This window comes from Segatella oris, from assembly GCF_900637655.1.
GTDB lineage: Bacteria > Bacteroidota > Bacteroidia > Bacteroidales > Bacteroidaceae > Prevotella > Prevotella oris.
Genome location: NZ_LR134384.1, coordinates 844,301 through 857,492, shown reverse-complemented (window position 1 = coordinate 857,492; position 13,192 = coordinate 844,301). Strand labels below are relative to the sequence as shown.

The following is a 13,192-nucleotide window of genomic DNA, read 5'->3' as shown; positions in this document are numbered from 1 at the left end:
AACGCCAATTAGGGCAACAAGACAATGAAAAAACTATTCATATTATTCTGGATGTCGTGCTGCATCGTGTTTAATGCATTAGCACAGGAACAGCTGAATATCTCGGGAACCGTGACCGATGCTGCAGGAGAAGCCCTCATCGGTGTCAGTGTCACCGTGAAAGATGCCAAGGGACTGGGTACCATCACCAATATTGATGGAAAATATAACATCAAGATACAGCAATATCACACGCTGGTGTTCTCTTACATTGGTTACAAGCCCGTGAGTGTGCTGGTTAAAGGCGACAAAAAGGTAATCGACGTACAGATGTCAGAAGAAAAGACAAACGCCATTGATGAAGTTGTCGTCACTGGTCTCGGCACACAAAAGAAGCTTACGGTGACTGGAGCCATCACCAATGTAGACGTATCGCAGATGAAACAATTCCCCTCATCAAACTTCACTAATGCTTTGGCGGGCAACGTTCCAGGCATCATTGCTATGCAGTCATCAGGGCAGCCGGGTAAAAGTACATCGCGTTTCTGGGTCCGCGGTATTTCAACCTTTGGAGCCAGTGCCTCTGCAATGATACTTGTAGATGGCTTTGAGCGGAATAACATCGATGACCTGAATATAGAGGATATCGAGAGTTTCTCTGTGTTGAAAGACGCTTCGGCAACAGCTATCTATGGTTCGAAAGGTGCTAATGGTGTAATTCTTATTACTACCAAGCACGGTAAAGCCGGAAAGATAAACATCAACGTAAAAGGCGAGGCTTCGTATAACACTCGAACCATTACACCGAAGTTTATAGATGCACCCACGTATGCTAACCTGCTCAATGAGGCACGTGTAACCCGTAACCTCGCGCCACAGTATCAACCCGAAGAGTTAGCACTTATCAGATCGGGATTGGATCCCGATTTCTATCCTAACGTAGACTGGTCAAAACTGCTGCTCAAAAACGGAGCTATGAGTTATCGGGCTGATTTGAGTATGAGTGGGGGTGGAAACACGGCCCGTTATTTTGTTTCACTATCGTATGTGGAAGATCAAGGCATGTATAACACCGACGAGACACTACGTAAAAAATACGACACTAATGCCAATTACAAGCGCTGGAACTACCGCATGAATGTGGATATAGATGTTACTCCGACGACAATCATCAAGTTAGGTGTGTCGGGCAATCTCAACAAACGCAACAGCCCCGGTCTCGGCGACCAATACCTGTGGAGCGAACTCTTTGGCTTCAATGCCCTTAGCTCTCCTGTTCTCTATTCCAATGGTTATGTTCCGGCCTATGGAAACAATATCCATCAAATGAATCCCTGGGTTTCATCCACACGTACAGGATACAACGAAGAATGGGACAATAACATACAGACAAATGTAACCGTAGAACAAAAGTTGGACTTTATTACCAAAGGCCTCTCATTTACGGGCCGATTTGGGTATGATACTTATAACAGCAACCACATCTACTATCGCCTTTGGCCAGCCATGTATCGTGCCAACAGCCGCGACTCACAGGGCAACATCATCTGGGACAAACTGTTTGAAGAGACTTCCATGAGCCAAACGTCAGGCGGAGATGGTTCGCGCCACGAGTTTCTGGAGGCATTGTTGCGTTGGGATCGCACTTTCGACAAGCTACACAACTTCAGTGCAGTCAGCCGCTTTACACAAGACGAGCGGATACAGACACGGAATATCGGCACAGACATCAAGAATTCTGTGAGTAAAAGGAACCAAGGACTTGCCGGACAGCTGACCTATAACTATGCACTACGCTATTTCATTGATTTCAACTTCGGCTACAACGGCTCAGAGAACTTTGCCGATCATCACCGCTACGGCTTCTTCCCCGCTTTCTCCTTAGCATGGAATGTAGCTGAAGAGCCACTCGTCAAGAAGGCATTGCCATGGCTTAATATGTTCAAACTACGCTATTCATGGGGTAAAGTGGGTAACGACAATATGGGAAGATTCCCTTATCTCTACACACTCGACTACACGCCGAACATAGGCTACAACTGGGGTTCGAATCTCTCTTCAGGGACCATACCCGGTATACATTACACCCAGATGGCATCACCAAACGTCACATGGGAGGTTGCACGCAAAACTGATTTCGGCTTTGATTTCGTGGCATTCGACAACAAGTTCTCACTCACGATGGATTATTTCCATGAGAAGCGAACGGGTATCTTCATACAGCGCATGTTCTTACCCGACATCACAGGACTTGAAAGCTATCCATGGGCAAATGTAGGAGCTGTAAAATCTCAGGGTTTTGACGGCAATTTTCAATATAAAGACCACATCGGAGAGATAAACTGGACAGTGCGTGGGAACATCACGTACAGCAAAAATACCATCTTGGAACGCGACGAAGAAAATAACGTCTATGCCTACCAGTATGGAAAAGGCTACCGGGTTAACCAGCAAAGAGGCCTTATTGCACTGGGGCTGTTCCGTGACTACGACGATATTCGCAACTCACCCAAACAGAGTTGGGGAACCGTTCAGCCTGGTGACATCAAGTATAAGGATGTCAACGGCGACGGCATCGTAGATGATGGCGACCGCGTTGCTATAGGGGCAACTGACACCCCGAGTCTCATCTATGGTCTTGGAGCATCTGTCAGCTGGCGCGGGTTCGACCTCAACCTCCACTTCCAGGGTGCAGGAAAATACACATTCCTTATCAATAGTGGGGCAGTTAATGCCTTCAGAGATGGTCGTTGGGGAAACATTCTGCAAGGAATAACCGACAACCGTTGGATTTCATCCGATATTTCAGGTACCAAGGAAACCGAAAATCCCAATGCCCCATACCCTCGTTTGAGTTACGGCTATAACCTCAATAATCAACAGTCGTCCAGTTTCTGGCTGCGCAACGGCCGTTTCCTGCGCTTGAAGAATCTTGATATCGGCTACACCCTGCCTAAACCCATGGTCAACACCATACACTTAGAGAGTGTGCGCATCTACATTTCGGGACAGAACCTCATCACTTGGTCACCCTTCAAGCTGTGGGATCCCGAACTCGACAGCAGACAGCGGGGGCAGATATACCCTATCACCCGTTCGCTCACAGCAGGTATACAAATCAGTTTATAATTACAGACACACATCATGAAACATAAAAATATCACCCTGATAACGTTAGCGCTGGGCATCGGAACGCTCTTTTCTGCCTGCAGTGACTATCTGGACTCCGACAAATATTTCGAAGACCGCCGCACCATAGAAAAGGTTTTCTTCAGCAGAGTACGCTCCCAGCAATGGCTTGCTTACGCTTATTCGTTCTTGAAAGACGAGAATGCCGACGTCGTTGGCAAGGAGAGAGAAACCAATTCGTTTACCTTTGCTGACGACATGTACTATGGCGACCGCGATGTCAACTACGACTCCAAGGAAGCCAATGAACTTTCGTACAACACGTTCATGCAAGGTGAATACGACGAAAACGACTTTAACGACGGCTGGACTATGTGTTACAGGGGCATTTATCAGGCTTCGGTATTCATTGCCAATATCTACAGGAACAATGAAATGACCGAAAAAGAACGGCTCGACTTCAAGGGACAGGCACGTTTTGTGCGCGCTTATTTCTATTGGCTGTTGCTCCGCCGCTATGGTCCGGTGCCTATCATGCCCGATGAAGGGGTTGACTACACCAAAAGTTACGAACAGATTGCCACGCCGCGCAGTTCCTACGAAGAGGTGGCCAACTATATCAGCCGTGAAATGGTGCAGGCTGCCAAGGAAATACAATACACCAAGCGCGACGGAGAAAACATCGCACGCCCCACAAAGGGCGCCTGCTTAGCCACACGCGCCCTTGCACTGATCTACGCTGCCAGCCCACTGGCCAACGGAAACAGCGATGCCTATGCCAAGCAATTGGTAGACGACAAGGGGCGAGCACTGCTCAACGCAGACTATAAAGAAGAGAAATGGGCCCGTGCAGCAGCTGCTTGCAAAGATGTTATGCAGCTTGGTGTGTACGATCTCTATCATGCCTCGTTCAGCACGACAGATGCAGCGGGCGACCCCGCTACCATTGTGCCTGCCGCAACAGGTTGCTCATTCGCTCAAAGTGGATGGCCTACAGGCTGGAAAGATATAGATCCCTTTAAGTCTTACCGTGTCATATTCAACGGAGATGTCGCACCCGAAGACAATCCTGAACTCATCTTCTCACGCATAGATCAGAATGCCACGCGCATCAACCACAGCATGAAATCATTTGCACGTCATTCCATGCCACGCGACTTTGGCGGCTGGAACACACATGGTCTCACCCAGAAGATGGTAGACGCTTATTATATGAATGATGGTACCGACTGCCCCGGTAAAGACAGTGAACTGAACGGCGGAAACGGGGCTGCACGCCTCAAGGGATTTACCACAGCACGTGATTATCGGCGTGGAAAATACAAACCGTTGGCTGCTAATGTGTCGCTGCAATATGCCAACCGCGAACCGCGTTTCTATGCTTCTGTAGGCTATAACGGCTCTGTGTGGGAGTATTTAGGTGATCCCGAAAGCACCCACCACAACCGCCAGACTTTCTATTATCGTGGCAGTGGCAACGGCTATAACAATTCACAATTCTACCTGCGCACGGGGATCAGTGTGAAAAAATATGTCAACCCCACCGACGTTCCTGACCGCGAAGATTACAGGAATATCAAGGACAGGGCCGAACCTGCTATTCGTTATGCCGACATCCTGTTGCTTTATGCCGAGGCACTCAACGAACTCGACGGCACATACAACATCCCCTCATGGGACGAAGCAACCACTTACAACATCCGTCGTGACATTACCGAGATACAGAAAGGCATACATCCCATACGTATACGTGGTGGAGTACCCGATTATTCCACGGATGTTTATGCCAACAAAGACCTCTTGCGCGCCAAGATCAAACGCGAACGCATGATTGAATTCATGGGCGAGGGCAAGCGTTACTTCGATCTGCGCCGCTGGAAAGACGCACCACGCGAACTCAATCAGCGCATTTATGGATGTAATGTGATGATGGATGCCAACCATCCGGCGGAATTCCAACAGATTATTCCTATCAACAATCTGCGCACCACTTTCTCCGACAAGATGTATTTCTGGCCTATCCGTCACAGCGAACTGAAACATAACTCACGCCTGACGCAGAACCCCGGTTGGACCTACAATGATTAACTCCTTTAAGTTATAAAAAAATGAAAGTAAAACATCTTCCGATATATATGGTAATGTTAGTAAGCACACTTGCTACGCTTACTGCTTGTAACGACGAATGGACCGAAGAGCAATATACGCAGTATATCAGTTTTCGCTCACCGCTCGGCAAATTAGGCGTTACCGACATTTACGTGCCCTACAGCCGCCGTAATGCCGACAAGACTTTTACTGAAGGCAGTGGTCTCTCATCTTATAAACTGCCGGTAATCGTCAGTGGCTCATTGCAGAACAGCAATAACATTACGGTGCATATAGCACATGACGGCGACACGCTGAATATCCTCAATCAAGCCCGCTTCTTAAATCGAACTGAACTATGGTACACCGACATGAAAGATTATGCCACCGTTCCCGACACGGTGACTATCCCGTCAGGGAAAAGCGTCGGACTGCTCAATGTGAAGTTCAACTTCAACGGCATTGACATGAGCAACAAGTGGGTGCTGCCACTTACTGTCGTAAACAGTAAGGACTATGGCTACACGGCTCATCCCCGCAAGAACTACGCCAAGGCGCTCCTGCGCATCTTCCCCTTCAACGACTATTCGGGCGACTATTCGGGCAGTATGATGAAAATCTTCGTTACGGGCGACGAGGCTAACGCTACGGCAAAATCCACTATCCGTGGATATGTGGTAGACGACAAAACCATATTCTTCTACGCCGGCGATATCGATGAGAGCCGTACCGACCGTGCCAAATACAAGATCATGGCCCACTTTAACGGTGAGAAGGAGGGAACGGTAGACTTCTACACTACCAACAACGACCTGAAACTGAAAGTGAACAAACAGGCCTCTTTTCATATCATCGAACAGAAAGATGATGTAAGACCCTACTTAATACACCGCTATGTAATCATCAACAACATCAGTTATGATTACGTAGACTACACCTCTGCACCCGGTTCAGAGTTCAACTGGTCGGTCAGCGGCACGCTGACATTAGAACGACAGCTGAACACGCAGATCCCTGACGAGGATCAGGCCATCGAATGGTAAAGTTTCCATTCGTATAATCAGAAACATATCCAACGAAACTACATGCTTCGGCACTACTCTACTTTGGTTAGATTGCTTAGTATCGTTTAGCTTCTTTAAGGAAAAAGATTGATAGTTGTTGTAGTAGTGCCAGAGAGCCATGCTTTATCCTCTGATTGAATGGGAGTGTAAGCATGGCTTTCCCACATTCTATACTTATAAACATCATTATAGAACATCCTGAAAGTTTTGATATTCCCTTCTCTGCTCTCGCATTGGTATAAACCTTTGCCTTTCTCATCAATGATCAACAAAAATCTCTTATAAAATAACATGAGAACAGAATATTCAAAACCAAATGCCAAACGATTTATTTGTCTGTTTCAATAAGCTTCTATTCAGGCGATTTACTATATTAATATCCTGTTATATTACACCTTTATCAAAGTTATGACCGCAAAAAAACAAAAAACTTGTATTTTTCAGAAAATCAACAAAATAAGAATGAATAAAGGGTAAAAGGGGTACGGGATGGGAACGAGCGAGTTTCTTTCCTATTCTTTATTCTACATAGCTTCTAAAAACACCTAATCTCATCGCAAAATTAAGATAAAAAATCAAATATTATAATATCCTTGATATTATTTTGCCACTAGAAGTGTTAATTCCGTACATTTCTGATTTTGTTTTCTTTCTTTTTGTACCTTTACCTCATCCTAACAATATGCGAGTTCGGATAAGTTTAGTATGAAAAGTTCTAACTGCCTTGACTTTTCCATATATACAAGCAGTACCTTAGGCTTATTCTCATAAAAGCAATATGCAGTAAGGGGCAGAACATAAGTTCATGATAAAGTTATGTATCAATCGGTGTCGTGAGTGTACGGTGTCGCTTTATTCTTTAGGAGCTAATATATTCGATGCTATATCTTTTTCTCATCATAATCTTATCCCACATGGGTATAAGTTTATTCTTCATTCTTGCTTTAAGCCCATGAACGAGTAGAAGACCCTGATCGAACAAACTTTTGAGGGGCCCCTGTTTGATATACCCTCTGTCAGTAAATACCTTTCCATAGAGTACCTTTGCAAATACAGTCCATACTCTACTATCTCTGTCGTCTAGGTTTGCTCCTGTAAGACTGAATGTTATGACTTCACCGGAATCATTGCAAAGTAGATGCAGCTTGAATCCATGACACCAGCCCATGGTCCCCTTCCCACTCTTGGCAAGACAGGCAAAGACCTTGTTAAAATATCGTCTTACATTGTGATATACAGGAAACATCGTACTGCCAACGAATATTGTACCTGTACATTTTCCGAAGACATAGAGTTTCATAAATAGTATCATCTTGAAGAACACACGGGGCATAAGTTCTACAAAATGATTATAGGAAATGGAAGTTAGGAATTCTTTCTTGAGCCAGCTACGGATATAGTCCTGATAATACTCCTTAAAAGTACGATATGTACCGAAATGATAATATGCAAGTATGGTCATGATTTCACCTTCAGAAAGCCTTCCTTTACGATTTCTGCAACGTTTCCCATGTCCAATAGGAAGGTAAACATAGGTCTTTGCCTATTTCGATATTTAAATTCTTGTCAAACTCATCAATAATACAGAAAATTTCTGTAATTTAGTCTTTAGTAATCATCGCTTGGTTGTTTTGTAAGTTTTTGATTCTCAACTATAAGGTTACAAAAAACTAACGAGAATACCAACATTTCCAAGGACTTTCTTAAACCGAATCCGCGTATAGTTCTGCGGTATGATTACTTTCACGGACCATCGTCTGGACTATTTCCTGATTTGTTACCTAATTTTTAATGTGAGTTCGATGAATTCGTGTCTGCAAGAATCAAAGAATATAAACTCATAAAGTTTTTCAAGGGTATAGTTCACAGAGATAAATGCTCTATGGGTTAGTTCTTCGAATTCAAATTGCACTTGATTTGCAATGAGAAAGAAGAGCTTCTCAACTTTATGATAACACCAGAAGATGTTGACGCTCGTAAGACTTTGGAATACAAAGCATTTGTAGATTTCATATATGAGAATCTATTTGGCGACAAGGGATACATCGGCAAAAACCTCTTCCAAAGACTTTTCATTGATGGAATACAACTTATCATCAAGTTGAAAAGTAATATGAGAGGTGCTTTAATCAGCGTTTCTGGCAAACTCTTACTCAGAAAAAGAGTCTTTATAGAAACTGTGAATGATAAACTTAAAAACATAGCACAGGTTCCCTCACTTTTCATTGTAAGCGGCCAAAGGGACTGTCCGATAAGAATCTTGTCATAAAACTGATTACATTGAATAATAGCTATAGAGTGAGATTTATTTTTCGTTTTTCAGTTTCCAAAATTTAATGAAGGAGTATCATTGTTTGCATTGGTTTTGTGGTGAATCTTATTGCAATATTACAATAACATGAGTCCAGTATAAGAGAAGGAAATATTGTCGTCCGCCTCTTTTATCCGACAATCCGAAAGTTCATTTCCAAGCTCGTTTCATTGTTTCCTTTAAATTACCCATCCTAAAGATTTTTCAATGTCCTCATACTGCATAACCTCCGGTCCGTTGTCTGTAGTTATGGTATGTACGGCATCCTTTATGGGTCTCAAAGCCTCTGTTACGGCCTTGGAAACCTCCCGGGCCGTCTTGTATTTTGCTAACTTTCTGATAATCCCAAGATTGGAACTTCTCTCCACCATGGTTAATGCCGATGAGTTTCCCGGGCCGATGATCAGATCCATCTCCCAGTCTCCGAACCGCTTTCCGTCAGCACAGGCAGGACGTTCGTCTATGCTTTTCCGATTCCCCGAGAGTATCTTTTTGTCTCTTTTAAGCCAGTGGTTCCTGTATTTGAACTGGAAACGACAGTACTTATAGATGTCTCCACCAGCATTACGGTCCCGCCAGATGTACTTGTATATAGTCGTGTGAGACACACACTTCCTGCCAAGTGCCTTCATGCGCCCGCATATCTGCTGTGCAGACCATCCCATCCTCAGATATTTACTGATGTTCCGCCACATCTCAGGCGTCATCTTGCGAGGGCTCTGATAGCGTCGCTTGCGCCTTCTTGCTCTCCTGACGGCAACCGTATAGGTGTATTTACCCGTATATTCAGAGGAGTTACGCTCTATTTCACGGTATACTGTACTTCTGTGAACGCCTATTGCTTCTGCAATTGCTTTCTTGGACATTTCTTTTTGGAGTAAGACAGAAATTGTGTATCTTTGCTCCGAGGTTAATTGATGGAACTTCATAATACAAAATTAATTAATCTTGGGGAGACCGTGGTCTCCCTTTTGTCTAATATATGTTTAATCGTAATCTTCTGTTTCGCTCTCGGGAGCTGCGAGCCCCCGCCACTGGGCAGCCCCTCGGTGTTTTTCATAGTTCTTTGTAAACTATTTGTCACCAGAGACTGTCGCATTTACTAATTTAAACTGCAAGAACTAAATTTTCTGATTTTGAATCATTGGTTAAAAGTAGAATGTATAAAAGCTGGACAAATGCAGATGATTTAGCAGGAAAGGTATCTACAAGTTTAGATTATCAGATAAAGCATCACCCACGCTATGGATGGGTGAGAGGAAACAGTGTAGCTCCATCTGAAGCTAATGCAAAAATAATAAAGTTGCAAGAAGAAAATGAAAAACTGATTCAACAAATCAATTCAGCCCCTTGGGAGCTTTACCTGTCAACAAAAGTGTGTCATCATTCAAAAGAATAGCTCAGAAAGTCTTTCTGCACTGTTTTGCTCAAACTTCAAAAAAAGAATGATGTATTTCAGTAAAGTTTCTGTTATCCTTTCTCTTCCATGGATAATTTGTAGTTTTCAATTTCATGTTGGAGATATTCTGCATGTTCCTTAAACATAAAGTCGTGGAATGGGAGGGCGGAAACTTTCTCTCTTGACTTTTCCAGAGCAGCAAAATATTCATTCTTATCCTCCTTCAACACTTTATTAGGAAGCAAACCAAATTCATGCTGAAGATGATTCATCATCAATCTTGACATTCTACCATTACCGTCGGCCCATGGATGAATCGTTACGAGTTTTAGATGTGCGTCAAAACTCAATCGATATTGCTCATATACATCAGGATGTTTTAACAGCAGTTCCCGTCTTTCATTCATTTCTTCACAGAATTCTTTGAGTCTCTGTGCCACTTTCAAGTAATTCATGTATGCTTTCCCGCCAGATCCAGCTGTTACATTAAGGAGACGTAAGTCGCCTCGCGAGGAATCGAAGAAACCTCCCAGACCACTGATTTCTGCTCCTGTCCTTCGCATGACTAATGAAGATAAATGCTTCAACACACCAATAGAAAAAGGCGTATGTGCCTTGGCCAACTCCATGCTTCTTTCATAGGCAGCTTTCAGGTCAAGGTTCATATTCTGCTCAACGATACTTTTACCTTTGGCAGGCAGGCCTTCATCAAAAAGTCGATGATTGTCTATCTCGGTCATTGTAGAACCTTCAATGCCCGTAGAATGAGTTATTATTGAGTACAGATGGATTTTTTCATAATCTATCTGTTTCTCAAACTCCAATCTTTTATATTCTTCCAGCAGTTCTAAAAATTCCTGTTTGTTTATCATAGTCTTATCTTAAAGATAACAAAAATACTAAATTTCGGTAGATTAAACAATTTTTCAATAAGAAAAAGTACATCGTATAGGGAGCTGTGCATCTTTGGTTAATGTCGCGGAATAAGCGCTGTTAACAATAAATGGGAGTGCCTGCAGCACTTATGAAATAGGCTGATTCTAAGGATTTCATAGTTTCTGAGTAACGTTGTTCATAGCAAAATCATCATTCACTGAACCTAACATTACAGCCCAAATGAAGAAAATCATCGAGTTTCCAGATAGATATCATCAAACAAGCAATATTGCCAAAACCGTTCGTTCATTGCAGCGTGTGCCCGAAAATGAGTGCCCGAGGATTATCAACAAGGCCATCTTCAATATTTACGTGATAGGCTCGGCCATGGTTCTCTATGGCTGGCTCTCCTTGTAAAACGGCATTGTCGTCGGCATTCTCATCGATAATACATGAACTATCCAAAAGCCGCTGTTCCTTGGCTTGTATGAGGCTGTTTCCAAAGTCTCATCACCCTTGTTTGTGATTTGCGTCAAATGAGCTTGCCATCCGCATCAAGTTACCACGCAATTTGCGTCAAATTGGCGTGTAATCTGCATCAAGTTACAAACCGAAGTGACAGACTTCGCTTGCATAATATACCCTGATTTTCGACAACATCATTATATCTGAATCGACAATCCAGCACAAAAAGGCTGCAGGGATAATTTCCTTGCAGCCTCAAATGATTTAAAAAGAATTGATTATTTGATGAACTTATGCGACACGAGCATGTTTTTAGGATCGAGTGCTTCATCAAGCTTTTCCTTTGTCATAAGTTCTTTCTCAAGCACAATGTCGTAGACAGAACGATTGGTTTCGAGGGCTTCCTTAGCTACCTTCGTACTGTTCTTGTAGCCAATGTAAGGATTCAATGCCGTAACAATACCGATAGAGTTTTTCACCATGTCGTAACAACGCTCCTTATTGACCGTAATACCGAGAATACACTCCTCGGTCAGCGTATCAATAGCATTGTGTAACCACCAGAGACTTTCGAAGAGGCATTCGGTGATTACAGGCTCCATGACATTGAGTTGGAGCTGCCCGGCCTCGGCAGCGAATGTCACTGTGGCATCATTACCAATGACTTTGAAGCAGACCTGATTGGTTACTTCCGGGATAACAGGGTTCACTTTACCCGGCATAATGGAAGAGCCTGGGGCTTTTGGAGGCAGATTAATTTCGTTAAGACCACAACGAGGTCCTGATGACATAAGGCGCAGGTCGTTGCACATCTTTGAGAGTTTAACGGCTAATCGTTTCAAAGCACTGCTGAAGCTGACATAGGCGCCTGTGTCAGGAGTAGCCTCGACAAGATCGGTTGCCGACACGAAAGGTTCTCCCGTGAGCTTACTCAAATTAGCGGCACAAAGTTTTGCAAAGCCGGGAACAGCGTTCAGACCGGTTCCAATAGCCGTACCACCCATGTTAATCTCATGCAACAGCTTGATATTGCGCTCCAGATTGAGGATTTCCTCCTCAAGGTTGTTGGCATAAGCATTGAATTCCTGGCCTGAAGTCATAGGCACAGCGTCCTGCAACTGTGTGCGGCCCATTTTCAGAACATCCCTGAATTCCTCGCCTTTATAGCGCAAGGCACTGATCAGCCCCGTGAGACTTGCCACAAGGTTCTTGTTCATACGGATGAGTGCCAGACGGATAGAAGTAGGATAAACATCGTTAGTGCTCTGCCCACAGTTCACATGATCGTTAGGATAACAATACTGATACTCGCCCTTCTTATGACCCATGATTTCGAGTGCACGGTTGGCAATCACCTCGTTGGCATTCATATTGACAGATGTTCCGGCGCCACCCTGCATCATGTCGATAGGAAAGTCTTCATGGAATTTACCATCTATGATTTCCTGACAGGCCTGACTGATAGCGCCGGCAATCTCGTCATTGATGACACCAAGCGTGTGATTGGTCTGCACGGCAGCTAATTTTACATAGGCAATAGCTACGACATAGTCGGGATAGTCACGCATCTTTTTGCGTGAAATGTGATAGTTATTGATACCCCGCTGTGTCTGTACGCCATAATATGCGTTAATCGGCACTTTAAGTTCGCCTAAAAGGTCGGACTCTATTCTGAATTTTTCTTCTGACATAATTGTATAATTTGAAATATTGAATGGTGAATGAGAAGTTATCTTAATGTGGAATGTGGAACGAGAAGTGTTGAATGGTCTCCAAAAGTCTAATGATTAATGTGGAGTGTGGAATGTTGAATGAGGAATTATTTTTAATGAACAGTGTCTCAATCTCACAATTATTAATATATTTACTCTTTCGTTTTAT

Annotated in this window: 7 protein-coding genes and 3 pseudogenes; 6 read left to right on the top strand and 4 right to left on the bottom strand. The window is 43.7% G+C overall.

Annotated elements, in window-relative coordinates; translation table 11 throughout:
* The first annotated feature begins 24 nt into the window (after nt 1-24).
* From EL210_RS03510 to EL210_RS03500, 3 genes are read left to right on the top strand one after another with little or no spacing between them, the layout of a single operon-like run.
* On the top strand, nt 25-3,108 hold the full coding sequence (locus EL210_RS03510) for a SusC/RagA family TonB-linked outer membrane protein (protein WP_025879859.1): 3,084 nt from the start codon (nt 25-27) through the stop codon (nt 3,106-3,108).
* A 15-nt stretch (nt 3,109-3,123) separates the two neighbouring features.
* Nucleotides 3,124-5,196, top strand: coding sequence for a RagB/SusD family nutrient uptake outer membrane protein (locus EL210_RS03505; RefSeq protein WP_018920963.1), 2,073 nt, complete (start codon nt 3,124-3,126; stop codon nt 5,194-5,196).
* Between the two features lie 20 nt (nt 5,197-5,216).
* The gene (locus EL210_RS03500) at nt 5,217-6,239 is read left to right on the top strand and encodes a DUF4973 domain-containing protein (RefSeq protein WP_018920964.1); all 1,023 of its coding nucleotides are present in this window, start codon (nt 5,217-5,219) and stop codon (nt 6,237-6,239) included.
* Between the two features lie 695 nt (nt 6,240-6,934).
* On the opposite strand, the pseudogene EL210_RS03495 reads toward EL210_RS03500, so the two are convergent.
* Nucleotides 6,935-7,861 (bottom strand): annotated as a pseudogene (locus EL210_RS03495) (IS982 family transposase).
* 205 nt (nt 7,862-8,066) lie between these two features.
* Here EL210_RS03495 and EL210_RS03490 point away from each other — a divergent pair.
* A pseudogene (locus EL210_RS03490) lies at nt 8,067-8,472 on the top strand (transposase); the annotation flags it as partial.
* Between the two features lie 290 nt (nt 8,473-8,762).
* On the opposite strand, the pseudogene EL210_RS03485 reads toward EL210_RS03490, so the two are convergent.
* A pseudogene (locus tag EL210_RS03485) lies at nt 8,763-9,500 on the bottom strand (IS30 family transposase); the annotation flags it as partial.
* A gap of 230 nt (nt 9,501-9,730) precedes the next feature.
* Between EL210_RS03485 and EL210_RS03480 the strand changes: the two are divergent.
* The gene (locus EL210_RS03480; RefSeq protein ID WP_018920970.1) at nt 9,731-9,970 is read left to right on the top strand and encodes a hypothetical protein; all 240 of its coding nucleotides are present in this window, start codon (nt 9,731-9,733) and stop codon (nt 9,968-9,970) included.
* A gap of 71 nt (nt 9,971-10,041) precedes the next feature.
* On the opposite strand, the gene EL210_RS03475 is transcribed toward EL210_RS03480, so the two are convergent.
* Complete coding sequence (locus EL210_RS03475; protein WP_018920971.1) at nt 10,042-10,842, bottom strand: Fic family protein; 801 nt, start codon at nt 10,840-10,842, stop codon at nt 10,042-10,044.
* A 244-nt stretch (nt 10,843-11,086) separates the two neighbouring features.
* Between EL210_RS03475 and EL210_RS13520 the strand changes: the two genes are divergently transcribed.
* Nucleotides 11,087-11,263 carry a hypothetical protein gene (locus EL210_RS13520; protein WP_018920972.1) on the top strand — a complete coding sequence of 59 codons (177 nt, stop codon included), beginning with the start codon at nt 11,087-11,089 and terminating at the stop codon, nt 11,261-11,263.
* Nucleotides 11,264-11,589: 326 nt separating this feature from the next.
* On the opposite strand, the gene aspA is transcribed toward EL210_RS13520, so the two are convergent.
* Nucleotides 11,590-13,002, bottom strand: a complete 1,413-nt coding sequence (aspA, locus tag EL210_RS03470; protein WP_018920973.1) for an aspartate ammonia-lyase — start codon at nt 13,000-13,002, stop codon at nt 11,590-11,592.
* Between the last annotated feature and the right edge of the window lie 190 nt (nt 13,003-13,192).